General features: G+C 72.3%; 18 protein-coding genes. 10 read left to right on the top strand and 8 right to left on the bottom strand.

Features of this window, described 5'->3' with window-relative positions:
- Window positions 1-230: 230 nt before the first annotated feature.
- Complete coding sequence (locus ACZ5ID_RS29345; RefSeq protein WP_468903919.1) at window positions 231-1,697, top strand: sensor histidine kinase; 1,467 nt, start codon at window positions 231-233, stop codon at window positions 1,695-1,697.
- A 165-nt stretch (window positions 1,698-1,862) separates the two neighbouring features.
- On the opposite strand, the gene ACZ5ID_RS29340 is transcribed toward ACZ5ID_RS29345, so the two are convergent.
- Entirely contained in the window at window positions 1,863-2,120 is a 258-nt protein-coding gene (locus ACZ5ID_RS29340; protein ID WP_004937597.1) for a WhiB family transcriptional regulator, read from the bottom strand.
- Between the two features lie 317 nt (window positions 2,121-2,437).
- Window positions 2,438-3,406 (bottom strand): diacylglycerol/lipid kinase family protein, encoded by a 969-nt coding sequence (locus tag ACZ5ID_RS29335; protein WP_406555932.1) that lies wholly within the window; start codon window positions 3,404-3,406, stop codon window positions 2,438-2,440.
- A 104-nt stretch (window positions 3,407-3,510) separates the two neighbouring features.
- Between ACZ5ID_RS29335 and ACZ5ID_RS29330 the strand changes: the two genes are divergently transcribed.
- On the top strand, window positions 3,511-3,966 hold the full coding sequence (locus tag ACZ5ID_RS29330) for a hypothetical protein (RefSeq protein ID WP_468903805.1): 456 nt from the start codon (window positions 3,511-3,513) through the stop codon (window positions 3,964-3,966).
- A gap of 95 nt (window positions 3,967-4,061) precedes the next feature.
- On the opposite strand, the gene ACZ5ID_RS29325 is transcribed toward ACZ5ID_RS29330, so the two are convergent.
- From ACZ5ID_RS29325 to ACZ5ID_RS29315, 3 genes are all read right to left on the bottom strand, one after another.
- Window positions 4,062-5,003, bottom strand: a complete 942-nt coding sequence (locus tag ACZ5ID_RS29325; RefSeq protein WP_468903917.1) for an RNA polymerase sigma factor SigF — start codon at window positions 5,001-5,003, stop codon at window positions 4,062-4,064.
- A 32-nt stretch (window positions 5,004-5,035) separates the two neighbouring features.
- Window positions 5,036-5,449, bottom strand: a complete 414-nt coding sequence (locus tag ACZ5ID_RS29320) for an ATP-binding protein (RefSeq protein WP_067163834.1) — start codon at window positions 5,447-5,449, stop codon at window positions 5,036-5,038.
- Window positions 5,450-5,752: 303 nt separating this feature from the next.
- A complete protein-coding gene (locus tag ACZ5ID_RS29315; protein ID WP_468903803.1) occupies window positions 5,753-6,013 on the bottom strand; it encodes a UBP-type zinc finger domain-containing protein in 261 nt (86 codons plus the stop codon).
- 40 nt (window positions 6,014-6,053) lie between these two features.
- On the opposite strand from ACZ5ID_RS29315, the gene ACZ5ID_RS29310 reads away from it, so the two are divergent.
- Complete coding sequence (locus ACZ5ID_RS29310; RefSeq protein ID WP_468903801.1) at window positions 6,054-7,652, top strand: Na+/H+ antiporter; 1,599 nt, start codon at window positions 6,054-6,056, stop codon at window positions 7,650-7,652.
- A 54-nt stretch (window positions 7,653-7,706) separates the two neighbouring features.
- On the opposite strand, the gene ACZ5ID_RS29305 is transcribed toward ACZ5ID_RS29310, so the two are convergent.
- Both ACZ5ID_RS29305 and ACZ5ID_RS29300 read right to left on the bottom strand, forming a co-directional pair.
- A complete protein-coding gene (locus ACZ5ID_RS29305) occupies window positions 7,707-8,615 on the bottom strand; it encodes a 1-aminocyclopropane-1-carboxylate deaminase/D-cysteine desulfhydrase (RefSeq protein WP_468903799.1) in 909 nt (302 codons plus the stop codon).
- A gap of 22 nt (window positions 8,616-8,637) precedes the next feature.
- On the bottom strand, window positions 8,638-9,228 hold the full coding sequence (locus ACZ5ID_RS29300; protein WP_468903797.1) for an N-acetylmuramoyl-L-alanine amidase: 591 nt from the start codon (window positions 9,226-9,228) through the stop codon (window positions 8,638-8,640).
- Window positions 9,229-9,641: 413 nt separating this feature from the next.
- On the opposite strand from ACZ5ID_RS29300, the gene ACZ5ID_RS29295 reads away from it, so the two are divergent.
- The 3 genes from ACZ5ID_RS29295 (at window position 9,642) to ACZ5ID_RS29285 (ending at window position 13,001) form a co-directional block, all read left to right on the top strand.
- Entirely contained in the window at window positions 9,642-11,039 is a 1,398-nt protein-coding gene (locus ACZ5ID_RS29295; RefSeq protein WP_468903795.1) for a family 2B encapsulin nanocompartment shell protein, read from the top strand.
- 170 nt (window positions 11,040-11,209) lie between these two features.
- Window positions 11,210-12,241 carry a family 2 encapsulin nanocompartment cargo protein polyprenyl transferase gene (locus ACZ5ID_RS29290; protein ID WP_468903915.1) on the top strand — a complete coding sequence of 344 codons (1,032 nt, stop codon included), beginning with the start codon at window positions 11,210-11,212 and terminating at the stop codon, window positions 12,239-12,241.
- Between the two features lie 145 nt (window positions 12,242-12,386).
- A complete protein-coding gene (locus ACZ5ID_RS29285; RefSeq protein ID WP_468903793.1) occupies window positions 12,387-13,001 on the top strand; it encodes a GNAT family N-acetyltransferase in 615 nt (204 codons plus the stop codon).
- A 29-nt stretch (window positions 13,002-13,030) separates the two neighbouring features.
- On the opposite strand, the gene ACZ5ID_RS29280 is transcribed toward ACZ5ID_RS29285, so the two are convergent.
- Window positions 13,031-13,603 carry a TetR/AcrR family transcriptional regulator gene (locus ACZ5ID_RS29280; RefSeq protein WP_468903790.1) on the bottom strand — a complete coding sequence of 191 codons (573 nt, stop codon included), beginning with the start codon at window positions 13,601-13,603 and terminating at the stop codon, window positions 13,031-13,033.
- Between the two features lie 137 nt (window positions 13,604-13,740).
- On the opposite strand from ACZ5ID_RS29280, the gene ACZ5ID_RS29275 reads away from it, so the two are divergent.
- From ACZ5ID_RS29275 to ACZ5ID_RS29260, 4 genes are all read left to right on the top strand, one after another.
- Window positions 13,741-14,316, top strand: a complete 576-nt coding sequence (locus ACZ5ID_RS29275) for a dihydrofolate reductase family protein (protein WP_468903787.1) — start codon at window positions 13,741-13,743, stop codon at window positions 14,314-14,316.
- Window positions 14,317-14,374: 58 nt separating this feature from the next.
- Complete coding sequence (locus tag ACZ5ID_RS29270) at window positions 14,375-14,818, top strand: DUF6304 family protein (protein ID WP_468903785.1); 444 nt, start codon at window positions 14,375-14,377, stop codon at window positions 14,816-14,818.
- Between the two features lie 72 nt (window positions 14,819-14,890).
- Window positions 14,891-15,886 carry a DUF1648 domain-containing protein gene (locus tag ACZ5ID_RS29265; RefSeq protein WP_468903783.1) on the top strand — a complete coding sequence of 332 codons (996 nt, stop codon included), beginning with the start codon at window positions 14,891-14,893 and terminating at the stop codon, window positions 15,884-15,886.
- On the top strand, window positions 15,886-16,242 hold the full coding sequence (locus ACZ5ID_RS29260) for a GntR family transcriptional regulator (RefSeq protein ID WP_468903781.1): 357 nt from the start codon (window positions 15,886-15,888) through the stop codon (window positions 16,240-16,242). The genes ACZ5ID_RS29265 and ACZ5ID_RS29260 overlap by 1 nt, the downstream gene beginning before the upstream one ends.
- Window positions 16,243-16,244 lie beyond the last annotated feature (2 nt).

Here is a 16,244-nt window from a genome sequence, read left to right as displayed (position 1 = left end):
GCGATGAATGGTCTAGTCCACAATGGCCCAGCAGGCCCCCGGCCTCCCCGCACAGGAGGCCGGACCGAGGAATCCGGCGCTCTCTGCCCTGACAGCGCCGAGGACCTCCCGTAAGGCCGAGGGGCACCGCACACCCGTCGGCCGGCAGTTCCGGGCTGCGGTGCCGGACGGGCCGAGGGTCCCGCCCCGGCGCCGTAGCCCGCGCGGGTACCCTCGCTGACGTGCCCTCCATGAACGACCTCGTACGCCAGCACACCGCTCTCAGTGAATCCGACCTGGAGTGGCTCCATCTGCTGGTCTCGGAGTGGCAGCTGCTCTCCGACCTCTCCTTCGCCGACCTCGTGCTGTGGGTGCCCACCCTCGACGGCACCCGGTACGTCTCCGTCGCGCAGATGCGGCCCAACACCGGCCCCACCTCCTACCAGGACGACATGGTCGGCCATCTCGTCCCGCGCGGCCGGCGCCCGCTGCTCGACGCCGCCCTGGACGAGGGCCGGATCGTGCGCGAGGGCGACCCGGAGTGGCGCGAGGAGGTGCCGGTGCGGGTCGAGTCCATCCCCGTACGCCGCGAGGGACGCGTCCTCGGGGTGATCGCGCGCAACACCAACCTGCTCACCGTTCGTACCCCCTCCCGTCTGGAGCTCACCTACCTCCAGTCCGCCTCCGACCTCGCGCAGATGATCGCCGCCGGGTCCTTCCCCTTCCCCGGGCAGCAGGTCGACATGGACGCCTCCCCGCGCGCCGGGGACGGGCTGATCCGGCTGGACGCGGACGGCATCGTCCAGTACGCCTCGCCCAACGCGCTGTCCGCGTACCACCGTCTGGGGCTCGCCTCCGACCTGGTCGGCCAGCACCTGGGCGAGCTCACCGCCCAACTCGCGCCCTCGCGCGGGCCGGTGGACGAGGCCATCGCCAAGCTGGCCAGCGGCTACGCCCCCCGCGAGACCGAGGTCGAGGGCAGCGGCGGGGTCATCCAGCTGCGCGCCATCCCGCTCAAGCCCAAGGGCACCCGGATCGGTTCGCTGGTGCTGCTGCGGGACGTGACCGAACTGCGTCGGCGCGAGCGCGAGTTGATCACCAAGGACGCCACCATCCGGGAGATCCACCACCGGGTGAAGAACAACCTCCAGACGGTGGCGGCCCTGCTGCGCCTCCAGGCCCGGCGGATCGACTCCGCCCAGGGGCGCGAGGCGCTGAACGAGGCGGTACGGCGGGTCGGCTCCATCGCGATCGTGCACGAGACGCTCTCGCAGAACCTGGACGAGCGCGTCGAGTTCGACGAGATCGCCGACCGGGTGCTCGCGATGGTGGCGGAGATCTCCCCGGGCAAGGTGGTCTGCCGCCGTACGGGCCGCTTCGGCATCCTGGACGCCGAGGTCGCCACCCCGCTCGCGATGGTCCTCACCGAGATCCTCCAGAACGCCCTCGAACACGCCTTCGCCCAGGGGGAGCAGGGCACGGTCGATGTCTCGGCGGTGCGCGGCGGCACCCGCGAGGACGCCCGGCTGCTGATCACCGTGCGCGACGACGGCCGGGGGCTGCCCGAGGGCTTCGACCCCCAGACGGCCGGGAACCTGGGCCTCCAGATCGTCCGCACCCTGGTCGAGGGCGAGCTCGGCGGCGCGTTCGACATGGTGGCGGCGCCGGAGCGGGGCACCCAGGTGGTGCTCGACGTGCCGGTACGGGCCGACAAGTAGTCCCCGGGCGCGCCCGGCGGGCGGCCCGCACACAGCAGCGAGCCCCGGACCGCGAACGGCCCGGGGCTCGGATGCTGTGGGTTACTTCTGCTGCGCGCTGCGGCTCGGGGGGCGGTAAGTGCGTACTCGCTGTACGCGCCGCGCGGGCCTAGGCAGGAGGGGGGATCAGGCGGTCGCGTTGCGCGCCCGGTTGCGAGCGGCACGGCGCTTCATCGCGCGGCGCTCGTCCTCGCTGAGGCCACCCCAGACGCCGGAGTCCTGGCCGGACTCGAGCGCCCACTGCAGGCACTGCTCCATGACGGGGCAGCGGCGGCAGACGGCCTTGGCTTCCTCGATCTGCAGCAGCGCAGGACCGGTGTTGCCGATGGGGAAGAACAGCTCGGGGTCTTCCTCACGACAAACGGCGTTGTGACGCCAGTCCATGGCTGCTACCTCTCTTGGTGTTACGTATGGGTGCTTGTGAATGTGAACGCTTTCACGAATCCCCCCGCAAGGGAAGGGCCGACTTCCAGTTGGACTGGTTGTGGTCCGGAGTTTTGAGGAGGGGTTCTGGCTCTCACGGAGGCTGGTGTTGCGGGCCGTCCCGATCGCCATGTAGAGATTCGCAAACCTCGGCGGCGGATACAACCCCTTCCGGAAAGTTTTTTTTGATTCCTCGGTGTCGACTGGGTCACAGTCGTACTTCTATGGGGTGGGGCCCAGCCCAAACGTTCGAGTTAAAGGACTTTCGGCCCTTCCACTCACACAATCACACGCAGTGCACGGCGTACGCCTGTGAACGTCACGCTCGTACGCAGACCGAGGTGGTCGCCGTCCATCTGGAAGGGCAGCGGGGCCTTGGAATGCAAGGTGAAGGCCGTGAGGTCATGCAGTGAAACCGCGTGCTTGCCGTGTGGACCCTTCTCGGGGGTCGAGGTCAGCAGCTGGGTGGCGTAACGGGCCGCCGAGGAGGTCGAGAGTCTGGTGAGCGAGAGCACATCGAGGGCCGTCTCGAAGGACGCCTCCGGAGTCGCGTACACCGGCCGGTTGCCCAGGTAGGTCCACGGGGAGGTGTTGCAGACTATGGACATCACCAGGTCCTCGACCGGGTCCTGCCCGGGCCGCTCCAGGGTGATGGTGCCGTGCCGCCGGTGCCGCTCGGCGAGGAACTGCCGGGCCACCTGGCGCAGGTACAGGCTGTGGGTGGAACGTCTGCCGCGTTCGCGCTGCTGTTCGACCCGGCCGACCACGCCCGCGTCGAAGCCGAGTCCGGCACAGAACGTGAACCAGCGGTCCGGGACGCCCTCGTCCTCGGTGCCCGGTGTGCCGGCCGCGAGGCCCAGGCTCACCGTGCGGCCCCGCCCCTCGCGCAGGGCGTCCAGCAGTATGCCGGTCGCCTCCACGGGCTCGTTGGGCAGCCCGATCGCGCGCGCGAAGACATTGGTGGAGCCGCCGGGGACCGCCGCGAAGCTGGGCAGGTTCTCCGGATCGGGGCCGTTGTGCAGCAGTCCGTTGACGACCTCGTTGACCGTGCCGTCACCGCCGAGGGCCACGACCAGGTCGATGTCGCTGCTCTCCGCGGCCCGCCGCCCGAGGTCGCGGGCGTGCCCCCGGTACTCCGTGGTCACAGCCTCCAGCTTCATCTCACTGGCCAGCGCGTGGATGAGGACATCACGGGTGCGGGCACTGGTGGTGGTAGCCGCCGGGTTGACCACGAGAAGTGCACGCATGGTCGCCAGAGTACCTACCGGGCGGTACCGGGCGCAGTCCCGCCCCCTCCCGGCGGCCCCCCGGCCCCGGGGGGCGGGACGGCGGCGAGGGCTACCCTGCTGGGGTGAGTACTGAGCAGCACCCTGACAGCGAGACCGGCGCCGGCGCCCCCGAGGGGCCGCGCCCCCGCCGGCTGACCGCGGCAGCCGCGATCGCCGCGATCGAGGGCCTGGCCCTGGTCGGCGGCGGCCTCTTCATGCTCGTGATGGGCCTGACCGGCAAGCCCGACCAGCCGCGGCAGGCCGAGACGGGCGGCGTGACGCTGATCGTCCTCGGCCTGATCCCGCTGATCGCCGCGCGCGGGCTGCTGCTGCGGCGCCGCTGGAGCCGGGGGCCCGCGCTGATCACCCAGCTCCTGGCGCTGCCGGTGGCCTGGATGTTCCTGACCTCGAACGGTCCGGCGATCCCGGTGGGGATCGCCATGGCGGTGCTCGCGGTGACCGGGCTGGTCCAGCTGGTCAATCCGGCCACGGCCGAGGCGCTCGGCATGCGCGGGGCGGGCGGGACGCGGGAGCCGTAACCCACGGTCACCGACGCGTCCGGTGCCCCCGGTCCGCCACCAGCCGCCGACCGGACGCCTGCCCGGACGCGTGACCCGGGCCGGGCTCGCCGTGCCTACTCCTCCACCAGCAGCTTCTCCCGCAGCTGCGCCAGGGTCCTGGCCAGCAGCCGGGAGACGTGCATCTGCGAGATGCCGACCTCCTGCGCGATCTGCGACTGGGTCATGTTCCCGAAGAAGCGCAGCAGCAGAATGCGCTTCTCGCGCGGCGGCAGGTCCTCCAGGAGCGGCTTGAGCGACTCCCGGTACTCCACGCCCTCCAGCGCCTCGTCCTCCGCGCCCAGGGTGTCCGCGACCGCCGGCGACTCGTCGTCGGTGTCCGGGACGTCCAGCGAGAGCGTCGAGTAGGCGTTGGCCGACTCCAGGCCCTCCAGGACCTCCTCCTCGGAGATGCCGAGGCGCTCCGCCAGCTCGTGCACCGTGGGCGAGCGGCCGTGCTGCTGGGAGAGCTCGGCGGTGGCCGTGGTGAGGGCCAGGCGCAGCTCCTGGAGGCGGCGCGGCACCCGGACCGCCCAGCCCTTGTCGCGGAAGTGCCGCTTGATCTCACCGACGACCGTGGGCGTCGCGTACGTCGAGAACTCGACGCCGCGCTCCGGGTCGAACCGGTCGACCGACTTGATGAGGCCGATGGTGGCGACCTGGGTCAGGTCGTCCAGCGGCTCGCCCCGGTTGCGGAACCGCCGGGCCAGGTGCTCGACCAGCGGCAGGTGCATCCGGACCAGCCTGTTGCGCAGCTCGGCCTTCTCCGGCGAGCCGTCCGGGAGTTTGCGCAGCTCGATGAACATCGCCCGCGCCCCGCTGCGGTCCTGCGGATCGTGCTGGTGCTGCGTGTGCTCGATGTGCTCGCTCATGTGGGCCGCCCGCTCTGCCTGCCGCGTCTGCTCCGCCACGGCCTCAAGGCCGTCAAGTCCGTCCACCGGGTGCGGCCGGGCCTGCTGCTCCGGGATACCGATGGAGAGCGGCTCCTCCGGGTGCTCCTCCGGGTGCGACTCGGGGATGCGCCTGTCGTCCCGCACCGGACCGTCCCCGCTCACGCCGGTCCGGGTCCCGCGCCGCGCTGTTTGTACAGGCTGATGGAGACCGTACGGTCGTCGGCGACCGAGGAGTCGACCTTGCCGGCGAGTGCGGAGAGCACCGTCCAGGCGAAGGTGTCGCGCTCGGGCGCCCGGCCGTCCGTGGTCGGCGCCGAGACCGTGACCTCCAGGGAGTCGTCGACGAGACGGAAGACACAGCTCAGCACGGAGCCGGGGACGGCCTGCTGGAGCAGGATCGCGCAGGCCTCGTCGACCGCGATACGCAGATCCTCGATCTCGTCGAGGGTGAAGTCCAAACGTGCCGCGAGACCGGCCGTGGCCGTACGCAGCACCGACAGGTAGGCACCCGCGGCCGGCAGCCGGACTTCCACGAAGTCCTGGTTCCCGGGCTCGCCTGCGATCTGGGACACCCTCACCTCCAAGGTGCACAAGCTCTCTCGGGCCCCGGCGGAGGGGACGCCCCCGGGGCCATGCGGTACGAAATGCGGTGATCGTGCGTCGTCCACGCGATCGTGGTGCTCGGAAGGGCGACGCTATCGCGATCCATGGTGCCGTGTCGCCGGGACCCCTCCCGACAGGTGTCACTCATGGTAAGCATATGGGCACGGACAGTGGCTAGAGGTGTGCGGTGCCCAATTGCTGTGAACCGGCGCCGGGTTGACGTACCCAGCGAGAAGGGCGCCGAACCGTCCGGAATGCCCCGGCCTCTCTCCTCACACCAGCGCGTTGTCCACAAAGCACCACCGCCAGTCCTCGCCCGGCTCCAGGGTGCGCATCACCGGGTGCCCGGTCTCCAGGTGGTGGGCGGTCGCGTGCCGCCGCGGCGAGGAGTCGCAGCAGCCCACATATCCGCACACCAGACAGAGCCGCAGCTGTACGTGATGGGTGCCCGCGGCCAGGCACTGCGGGCAGGTGTCCGTCAGCGGCGGGGGCGCGGGGCGCGGCAGTTCGGCAACGTGGGGGCACTCGCTCATGATTGCCAGGTTACGACGCTTGGGTTGTGAGGTGGCTGGGATGGACGCGTTGCCGCTGGTGGCACTGGTCGCGGGGAGCGCCGTGGTGGCCGGGGCCGCCCGCCGCACCCCGGTACCGGCCCCGTTGCTCCTGGTCGCGGCGGGGCTCGCCGCCGCCTATGTGCCGGGCGTCCCGGACTACACGCTCGACCCGCACATCGTGCTGCCCCTGCTGCTGCCGCCGCTGCTGTACACGGCCGCCGTCGACAGCTCGTACCTCGACCTGCGCGCCAACCTGCGGCCCGTCGCACTGCTCTCGGTCGGATACGTCCTGTTCGCGACGGTGGCCGTCGGCTGGCTCGCCTATCTGCTGGTGCCCGATCTGCCGCTGACCGCGGCGCTGGTGCTCGGCGCGGTGGTCGCCCCGCCGGACGCCGTCGCGGCCACCGCCATCGCCCGGCGCCTGGGCCTGCCGGGCCGGATCACCACCATCCTCCAGGGCGAGTCGCTGGTGAACGACGCGACCGCCATCACCGCCTACAAGGTGGCGCTGGCGGCGGCGGTGGGGGAGGGGGCGACATGGGCGGGCGGGATCGGGGAGTTCGCGCTGGCCTCGCTCGGCGGGGTCGGGATCGGGCTCGTGCTGATGGTGCCCATCCACTGGCTGCGCACGCGCCTGACGGAGGCGCTGCTCCAGAACACCCTCTCGCTGCTCATCCCCTTCCTGGCGTACGCGGCGGCCGAGGAGGTCGGGGCGTCGGGGGTGCTCGCGGTGGTGGTCGTCGCGCTCCATCTGGGCCACCGCTCCTGGCAGGTGGACTTCGCGACCCGGCTCCAGGAGGCGGCGGTCTGGAAGATGGTCGCCTTCGTCCTGGAGTCGTCGGTGTTCGCGCTGATCGGCCTCCAGCTCCCGGTGGTGCTGAGGGGGCTCGGCGAGTACCGGGTCGGGGAGGCGGTGCTGTACGCCACCGGGGTCTTCGCCGCGGTCGTCGCGATGCGGTTCGTCTGGGTCTTCCCGGCGACCTTCCTGCCGAGGGTCCTGTCGGAGCGCATCCGTACCCGCGAGCCGGACACGGACTGGACGGCGCCGGTGATCGTGGGGTGGGCCGGGATGCGCGGGGTGGTCTCGCTCGCCATCGCCTTCTCCATTCCGCTGACCACGCACGACGACCGCCCCTTCCCGGCCCGCAACCTCGTGCTGTTCCTGACCTTCACCACGGTCATCGCCACCCTGGTGGTGCAGGGGCTGACGCTGCCGCCGCTGATCCGGGCGCTGAAGCTGCCCGGGCGCGACGCGCGGGCGGCGACGCTGGCCGAGGCGCAGGCCCAGAGCGACGCCTCGCTGGCCGCCGAGCGCCGGTTGGAGGAGCTGCTCGCGGACGAGGCGAACGCGCTGCCGCCGCCGCTGGTCGAGCGGCTGCGCACGGTCCTGGAGCGGCGCCGCAACTCCCCGTGGGAGCGGCTCGGCGGGGTGAACGCGGTGACCGGGGAGTCGGCCGACGCCACCTACCGCAGGCTCTCGCGCGAGATGATCGGCGCCGAGCGCGAGGTGTTCGTCCAACTGCGGGACGCGCGCCGGATCGACGACGAGATGCTGCGGACGCTGCTGCGCCGGCTCGATCTGGAGGAGGCGGCGGCGTACCGCGAGAGCGAGTCGTGAACGCCGGTGGCCTGAGAGCCCTGCGGGCCGGAGAACCCAGGGGCCGGGCCACCCCTACGGCGGGAGCGGCGGCCCGGTGACGACGGCGGCGACCGTGGTCCCCGCGCGGAACGCGCCCTCCCCGGCGAGCGTCACCAGCCCGTACAGCATCTTGGCGACATACAGGCGCTCCAGCGGCAGCCCGTGGCGGGCCTCGAAGTCGTCCGCGAAGGCGGTGAGCGCGGGGGTGGTACGGGCGTAGCCGCCGCAGTGGAAGCGCTCGTCCAGGGACCAGTTGTCCCCGGCGGCGCCGAAGGTCTCCTCCTGCAACCGCCGTATCTCGCGCGCGAGGAAGCCGCCCCGCAGCACCGGGAAGCCGAGCGCGCGCCGGCCGCCCGTGAGCCCGGCGGCGAGCCCGGCCAGGGTGCCGCCGGTCCCGCAGGCCACCGCCACCACGTCGGCGCGGCAGTCCAGCTCGCGCCCCAGCTCCGCGCAGCCCTGTACGGCCGGGGAGTTGCTGCCGCCCTCGGGGACGACGTAGGCGCCGGGGCCGAAGCGTCCGCGCAGCGCGGCCAGCACCTCCGGCTCGGCCTTTCGCCGGTAGGTCGCGCGGTCCACGAAGTGCAGCCGCATCCCGTCCGCCGCGCACCGGGCGAGTGAGGGGTTCAGGGGCCGGTGGGCGAGCTCGTCGCCCCGGACGACACCGATGGTGGGGAAGCCCAGGAGGCGGCCCGCGGCGGCCGTGGCGCGCAGATGGTTGGAGTAGGCGCCGCCGAAGGTCAGCACCGGGCGCCCGGCCGCCTCGCGCAGGTTCAGCGCGAGTTTGCGCCACTTGTTGCCCGGCAGGGCCGGGTGGATCAGATCGTCGCGCTTGAGCAGCAGGCGTACGCCATGGCGGGCGAAGCGCTCGTCCTCGACCGGTTGCAGAGGCGAAGGGATGCGTGGCTGCAAGGCGGTGGTGAGGTCGAGCGCTTCTTCGGTCACCTGTCCATTGTGGCCGGGGCCGTCACTTCAGGCGCTCGTGGACCCGCTCCCGCAGCCAGTCCATGCCGAAGCCCCGCGGGTCGACCTTGCCGGGCTGCCACTCCCGGTGGCCGATCACCGAACGCTCGGTCCAGCCGTAGTGCCGGCAGACGGCTGCGGCGGCCCTCTCGATCGCCAGGAGCTGAGCCGGTGGCCAGGGGTCCTCTCCGTCGCCGAGGTTCTCGCACTCGAAGCCGTAGAAGCGTGGGTTGCCGTCGGTGTCGGCCTTCTGGCACGGCGGCAGGCGTTTCTCCGCGATGACCGCGCGCAGCACGTCGCCGTCGCCCGCGCCCGCGTGGTTGGCGCGGCCGTTGCCGACCAGGTGGACGGTGCCGTCCTTGGTGATCACGCCGTGGCAGAGCGGGCCGGGCAGACTGTCGTAGCCGTCGTAGCAGATGCGAACTGTCGCATTCGCTCCCTGGGTGACGGTGTGGTGGATCATCACCCCGTTGAGCGGGCCCCAGGCGCCGTGCCCGGCGCGGTTGTGGGTGCGCCAGCCGTCGACCTCGACGACATGGAGGCCTTCGGCGCGCAGGGCGGTGAGGAACTGGTCAGCCGACATGGGTGGGGCCATGGCCGACTCCTTCGATGAGCGGTACCCCGGTTTGCGGTACCTGGTGCGGTTGAGCCGGAATGTGCTCTATCCGCTTCTACCGGAACTTCCCGCTATGGGCGATCTGTTCGGGCGGCGTGCGAGCCGATCCGGACAGATCGCCCGATGACGGTCGGTTCTGCGCGAGCCAGAGGTCGGGGCCGGACACCTCGACCTCGCCGCCCGGGGTTCCGGCAACGCCCCGGACGCGCTTGACCGTGATCGTGCCGTGGCGATGTGGGCCCGGAATTCCCGAGGCCGCCCACGGGAGAGCGCAACCTGCCCCGCCGGGCGTGGTTCTAGTCCCACTCATTTGTGTAATGGCGCGCACACGGTCCGTGCTGGAAGGCTTCTCGCGCACATCAGCTCATGATCGGAAGATCGAGAGGAAACACATGTCGGTCGAGGCAGGGCCCGAGAACCGCGCGCAGCAGAGTCTTGGCACCGCCGCCGCGCGGAATCTGGCGACCACCACCAAGTCCGCGCCCCAGATGCAGGAGATCACCTCCCGGTGGCTGCTGCGGATGCTGCCGTGGGTGCAGGTCCAGGGTGGTACGTACCGGGTCAACCGGCGACTGAGCTACTCGGTGGGTGACGGGAAGATCACCTTCGTGCAGACCGGCCGCCGGGTCGCCGTCATCCCCGCCGAGCTGGGAGAGCTCCCCGCGCTGCGCGGCTTCGAGGACGAGGCGGCGCTGGAGGAGCTGGCGAACCGCTGCGAGCAGCGCGAGTTCGCCGCCGGGGAGGTCCTCGCCACCGCCGGGGACCCGGTGGACACCGTCTATCTGCTGGCCCACGGCCGCGTCGAGCGCGTCGGCACCGGGCCCTACGGCGACGAGGCGGTGCTCGGCGTCCTGGCCGACGGGGCCCACCTGGGCGAGCAGGCGCTCGTCTCGGGTGACGCCACCTGGGAGGACACCGCGCGCGCCGCCACCGCCTGCACCGTCCTGGAGCTGCGGCGCGCGGACGTGCTCAACCTCGCCGAGCGCGCCACCTCCCTCAACGACCATCTGACCGCCTACGCGGCCATCCCCGAGCAGCGGACCAACAAGTACGGCGAGGCGGCCATCGACCTGGCCGCCGGCCATGTCGGCGAGGCGGTCATCCCGCACACCTACGTGGACTACGAGGGCGCCCCGCGCGAGTACGAACTCTCCGTCGCCCAGACCGTGCTGAAGGTCCACAGCCGGGTCGCGGACCTCTACAACCAGCCGATGAACCAGACCGAGCAGCAGTTGCGGCTCACCGTCGAGGCACTGCGCGAGCGCCAGGAGGACGAGCTCGTCAACAACCGCGAGTTCGGCCTGCTGGCCAACTGCGACTACGGCCAGCGCCTCCAGCCCCACGACGGCGTGCCCAGCCCCGACGACATGGACGAACTGCTCTCGCGCCGCCGCGGCAGCAAGCTCTTCCTCGCGCACCCGCGCGCCATCGCCGCCTTCGGCCGCGAGTGCAACAAACGTGGCCTGGTCCCCGAGAGCATCGACGTCGCCGGCAACCGCATCCCCACCTGGCGCGGAGTGCCCATCTTCCCGTGCAACAAGATCCCGGTCAGCGACGCCCGTACGACCTCGATCATCTGTATGCGTACGGGCGAGGACGAGCAGGGCGTCATCGGCCTCCGGCAGAGCGGCATCCCCGACGAGATCGAGCCGAGCCTGTCGGTGCGGTTCATGGGCATCGACGAGCAGGCGATCATCTCGTACCTGGTCACCGCCTACTACTCGGCCGCGATCCTCGTCCCCGACGCCCTCGGCGTCCTGGAGAACGTGGAAGTCAGCCGCTGGCGCTGACCCCTCGGACCCCGGGCGGGCGGTCGGCGGCCGGGGAGGTCCCCCGGCCGCCCGTCCGGAAGACCCCCACCGCGCGCGGCGGCTGACCGCGCGCCGGCCAGGACGCGGGCAGGCCAGGACGCGGGCAGGCCCGCGCAGTCGGACACGGCGAGAGGAATGTCGAGTTGGCGATGGGGGAAGCCGTCGAGGGGCGCGAGGCCGTGGACCTGCTGGAACGGACCCGGGTGGCGGTCGACCCGGTCCTGCGGGACACCGTGGAGTCGCTGCCCGGCCCGATACGGCGGGTCGCGATGTACCACTTCGGCTGGGAGCACGCGGACGGCACCCCGGCCGCCGGACGGGCGGGCAAGGCGATCCGGCCCGCGCTCGTCCTCGCGACCACCGGCGCGCTGGGCGGCGACCCCGGGCGGGCCCGGCGGGCCGCCGCTGCCGTCGAGCTCGTCCACAACTTCACCCTGCTGCACGACGACGTGATCGACGAGGACGCCACCCGGCACCACCGGCCCACCGCCTGGACCGTGTTCGGCACGCCCGACGCGATCGTCGTCGGGGACGCGCTCCTCGCGCTGGCGCTGCGGCTGCTCGCCGAGGACCCCCACCCGGCGGCCCCGGCCGCCTCCGCCCGGCTCGCCTCCTGCGTCATCGAGCTCTGCGCCGGACAGCAGGCCGACTGCGCCTTCGAGCAGCGCGGCCCGCAGGACGTCTCCCTGGAGGAGTGCCTCGGCATGGCGATGGCCAAGACCGGGGCACTGCTGGGCTGCGCCTGCTCGCTGGGGGCCCTCTACGCGGGAAGCGGTCCCGAGGAGGTGTCCGCGCTCGACGCGTTCGGCCGTGAGGCGGGGCTCGCCTTCCAGCTCATCGACGATCTGATCGGCATCTGGGGCGACCCCGGCCGTACCGGCAAACCCGCCGGGGCCGATCTCGCCTCGCACAAGAAGTCGCTGCCGGTGGTGGCCGCCCTGACCTCGGGCACCCCCGCGGCGGCCGAACTCGCCGAGCTGTACCGGGGCCCGATGGGGGCGGCGGCGGTGCGGCGGGCGGCGGGGGCGGTGGACCGGGCGGGCGGTCGCGACTGGGCGCAGATCCATGCGGCCGACCGGATGGCCCGGGCGGTGGGCGAGCTGTCCCGGGCGGTCCCGGACCTCGCGGCGGCGGGCGATCTGCTGGCCCTGGCGGAGTACGTGACCCGGCGCTCCCGCTGACAGCGGCCGGGGGGAGGGCCGGGGGGACGGGCCGAGGGGTCCCGGGGCTGCCTCCGGGGCCCCCTCGCGCCCTGACTCGGGGAGAGCCAACCCTAGGATCGTCGCCGTCAGTTGAGGATCGACGGAACGCGACAAGGGCGGCGACATGGGTACGGGACCGGGCACCGGCACACGGCGGGTCGAGCGGGACGACGACAAGGCGGTTCGGACGGCGGTACGCCTGCTCGACGAGGCGTTCCAGGACGACCCGGTGAGCAGCTGGGTCTTCCCCGACCCCGCACACCGCCGGGAGAAGCACCCGCACCTCATGCGCGCCTTCCTGGAGGTGGCGCTCGACGAGGGGCACGCCGACCTCACCGAGGACGGCACGGCGACCGCGCTGTGGCTGGATGTCCCCGCCGAGGCGGACGAGGACGGGGAGGACGGCCCGGCACAGCTGCGCGCCGCGGTCGACCCGGAGAACGAGCGCGTGGAGCTGATCGGCCGGCTCACCGCCTCCGTCCATCCGCACGGCCGGGCGCACCGGTACCTGCTGCTGATCGCGGTCGCCCCGGACCGCCAGGGGCAGGGAGCGGGTGCCGCGCTCATCGCTCCCGTCCTGGAGGAGTGCGACCGCGCGGGGCTGCCCGCCTATCTTGAGGCCAGCAGCGCGCGCAGCTCCGTGCTGTACGAACGGCTCGGCTTCGCCCACCTCGGTGAGCCGCTGCGGCTGCCCGGCGGCCCGCTGATGTACCCGATGTGGCGCGAGCCGCGCGGCTGAAACGGTTCGCCGCCGTCCGGGACCGGGGTTCAGCCGCCGAGCACCCGGTCCACCACCATCTCCACCATCCGCTCGGCGGTGTCCTCGCCGAGCATGTCCGGCAGGGTGAGGTGGTCGACCAGCAGGCCGGTCATGGCGAAGTAGAGCAGCCGTACCGTGTCCGCGTCCCCCGGCAGTCCGGCCTCCAGATGGAACGCGATGTTCGCCTCCAGCTCGGCGCGGGCGGCCTCGGTCAGCGCCTCCCGGAGCTCGGGCCGGCGGGTGGCCTCCAACCGGAGCTCCAGCATGGCGAGATAGCCGGTGCGCTCCTCGACGATCCGCCGCAGCAGCCAGTGCATCAGCGAGGCCACCAGCTCCCGCGAGGGCGCGGGCCGCATCGCCTCGCTCACCTCCGCCGGATCCGGTGTCAGCTTCACGTGGATGCGCCGCCCGGCCTGGGTGAACAGGTCGTCCCTGCTGGTGAAGTAGTTGGACGCGGTGCCGGGCGGCACCTCGGCCTCGGTGTCGACCGCGCGGAAGGTCAGCCCTCGCGCGCCCTCGCGCGCCAGCACCTCGATCGCCGCGTCCACGAGAGCCGTTCTGCGTTCGGGGTTCCTGACCATTCGTGTCCTCTTTCCCTGAAGGCTTTCCGTTGGGGCTCTCCGTGTGGCCATAAAAGCCTTGCGCAACCACTACACACGAAGTACTTTACCCGAAGTGGTTGATTGCCCGGCCACCCCCCGAGTCCCAAGAGGCCAGCTTGCGCAAGCTTTCGTACTACATCGCCCTCACCCTCGACGGCTTCATCGCCGCCCCGGACGGGTCGTTCGACTTCTATCCGGTGAGCGAGGAGTTCGTCGGCTTCCTGGCGGGCGAACAACCCGACGCGCTGCCGACCGCCGCCCGGCGGGCCCTGGGCGTCGATGAGGTGCCCACCTCGCGGTACGACACCGTGCTGATGGGCCGGGGGGCGTACGAACCCGGGTTCGCGGCGGGCATCACCAGCCCGTACGCCCATCTGCGCCAGATCGTCTTCTCGCGCAGTCTCCGCGAGTCCCCGGACCCGGCCGTCGAGGTCGTCTCCAAAGACCCGGTGGCGTATGTGCGCGAGCTCAAGCGCGAAGAGGGTCTGGACATCTATCTGTGCGGCGGCGCCGATCTCGCCGGGCAGCTCGTCGACGAGATCGACGAGCTCGTGATCAAGAGCTATCCGATCGTGGCGGGAGCCGGAATCCCCTTGTTCCGGGCGGAGTTCGCCCCTCGGTCGTTCGTGCCGACGGACAGCCGTTCCTTCGAAAACGGTACAGTCGTCACCACCTACACAAGGAAGCGCTAACTCCCATTTCGGTCACGCCCTGTGACGAACGGCAGGGTGCGCCGCTACTCTCCCGCCCATGACCACACAGTCCTGGGCGGGCTGGTACCGAGACCGCCATGGATCCGAAGCGCTGACGATCACCGCCGACGGGACCCAACTGCACACCCGCATCAGGGGAGTCGACTTCGCCGGGACGCGGTTCGACTCGCTCGGCCCGGTGCCCGGCATACCGACGGAGGGCTCGTTCGCGCTCGACGGCGGCGCCCTGCGCGACTTCGTCCTGGAATGGGACATGCCGGTGCCGGTCGCCTCCCCCGACGGCGCCCTCCACCAGGCAACCCTGAGCTGCCTGCTCTCCCTCAAGCCGCCCGAGCCCGACCTCGGACTCGCACTGCACCTGGGGGGAGCGGTGTACGCGTCGGGGCGCGCCGAGCTGGACTTCGCCTCGGTGCTCGACGACATCCGCCGCCAACTCCCCACCGGGGCACAGCTCCAGCCGTCCGTCCTCGAAAGCATCTGATCCGGGCGCGGCCGTCCACGGCCGGCCGCGCCCCCTTCCCTGGGCTCGGCGACGGCGAGTTATTCTATTTGTATGCGAACAACGAGGGTTTCGAGGGGTGGTAGCGGTCCGCAGGGCCGTCCGGTGGCCGTCGCCGTGCTGCCGTTCCTGCTGGCGCTCGCCGTCGACCTGCTCCTCTTCGCCGTCCTGCACGACCGGCTGCCGACGCGGCTGGCCACCCACTTCTCCGGCGGCGGTACGGCCGACGGCTATTCCGGCCGGGGCGCGTACGTGGCCGTCGCCACCGGACTCCTGGGCGGGCTCGCCGTCGTCTGGGCGGCCGTGGTGGCCAAGGGCGGCCTCGGGCCGCGCGGGGTGCGCCGGATGCTCGCCGCGGGGTACGCCACCGCGGGTCTGACCGGCCATCTGATGGCCGGCGTACTGTTCGCGAACCTCGACGCGGACGACGGCGGTGCGGCCCGGCTGCCCCTGTGGCAGCTCGCGGTGGCCCTCGGCGTGGCCGTGCTCGCCGCGGCGGCGGGCGCGATGGTGGCGCGGCGCCTCGCTGTTCCCCCGCACGCGCCCCGGCCCCTCGGCCCCGGCGCGGTCGAACGGCTCGACCTGGCGGAGGGCGAGGTGGCGGGCTGGGCCCGCCGCGCCCCCTCGCGGACGCTCTGCGCGGTCGGCGTGGCGCTGCTCGTCTTCGGGGGAGCGCTGACGTATGTGTACGGCTGGGGGCGCGCCACCGCGCCGCTGGCGTGCGGGCTGCTCATCCTCGCCTGCTCCTGCCCGCAAGTGACCGTGGACCGGCACGGGCTGACGGCCCGCCCGACCGTGCTGCCCTGGCCGCGCGTGCGGATACCGCTCGACGACGTGGAGCGGGCGGTGAGCCGGGAGGTGAAAGCGCTCTCGGAGTACGGCGGTTGGGGCTACCGGGTGCGTCCCGGGCGCTCGGGCCTGATCCTGCGCTCCGGCGAGGCGATCGTGGTGCGACGCGCGGGCGGGCGCGAGTTCGCGGTGACGGTGGCCGACTCCGCGACGGCCGCGGCCCTGCTCAACACGCTGGTCGAACGTTCGGCGGTGCGCTGATGCTGTTCCGGGTGGACCCCGGGTCGCCGGTGCCGCTGGGCGACCAGATCGCCGCGTCGGTGCGGCGCGCCATCGCCGACGGCACGGTGGAGCCGGGCGAACGGCTGCCCGCGGCCCGGGTCCTGGCCGACTCGCTGGGCGTCAACGTCCATACCGTCCTGCGCGGCTACCAGCGCCTGCGCGAGGAGGGCCTGATCGAGCTGCGGCGCGGCCGGGGCGCGGTGGTCGTCGACACGACGTCCTCCCACGCCCGGGCCGGGCTGCTGGTGCGGGTACGGGAACTGGCCGAGGAGGCGCGCAGGCTCGGCCTGTCGGAGGACGAGCTGCTCGCCCTGGTCCGTACCGGCCTGCACTGACC

The organism is Streptomyces sp. NPDC031670, assembly GCF_055580545.1.
The sequence above is the reverse complement of the archived record's forward strand: the minus strand, read 5'-3'. Positions and strand labels throughout refer to the sequence as shown.

Coding starts and splice junctions, on each gene's coding strand:
- ACZ5ID_RS29345 (WP_468903919.1), top strand. CDS start 231: ATGAACGACCTCGTACGCCAGCACACCGCTCTCAGTGAATCCGACCTG.
- ACZ5ID_RS29340 (WP_004937597.1), bottom strand. CDS start 2,120: ATGGACTGGCGTCACAACGCCGTTTGTCGTGAGGAAGACCCCGAGCTG.
- ACZ5ID_RS29335 (WP_406555932.1), bottom strand. CDS start 3,406: ATGCGTGCACTTCTCGTGGTCAACCCGGCGGCTACCACCACCAGTGCC.
- ACZ5ID_RS29315 (WP_468903803.1), bottom strand. CDS start 6,013: ATGAGCGAGTGCCCCCACGTTGCCGAACTGCCGCGCCCCGCGCCCCCG.
- ACZ5ID_RS29310 (WP_468903801.1), top strand. CDS start 6,054: ATGGACGCGTTGCCGCTGGTGGCACTGGTCGCGGGGAGCGCCGTGGTG.
- ACZ5ID_RS29300 (WP_468903797.1), bottom strand. CDS start 9,228: ATGGCCCCACCCATGTCGGCTGACCAGTTCCTCACCGCCCTGCGCGCC.
- ACZ5ID_RS29295 (WP_468903795.1), top strand. CDS start 9,642: ATGTCGGTCGAGGCAGGGCCCGAGAACCGCGCGCAGCAGAGTCTTGGC.
- ACZ5ID_RS29290 (WP_468903915.1), top strand. CDS start 11,210: ATGGGGGAAGCCGTCGAGGGGCGCGAGGCCGTGGACCTGCTGGAACGG.
- ACZ5ID_RS29285 (WP_468903793.1), top strand. CDS start 12,387: ATGGGTACGGGACCGGGCACCGGCACACGGCGGGTCGAGCGGGACGAC.
- ACZ5ID_RS29280 (WP_468903790.1), bottom strand. CDS start 13,603: ATGGTCAGGAACCCCGAACGCAGAACGGCTCTCGTGGACGCGGCGATC.
- ACZ5ID_RS29270 (WP_468903785.1), top strand. CDS start 14,375: ATGACCACACAGTCCTGGGCGGGCTGGTACCGAGACCGCCATGGATCC.
- ACZ5ID_RS29265 (WP_468903783.1), top strand. CDS start 14,891: ATGCGAACAACGAGGGTTTCGAGGGGTGGTAGCGGTCCGCAGGGCCGT.
- ACZ5ID_RS29260 (WP_468903781.1), top strand. CDS start 15,886: ATGCTGTTCCGGGTGGACCCCGGGTCGCCGGTGCCGCTGGGCGACCAG.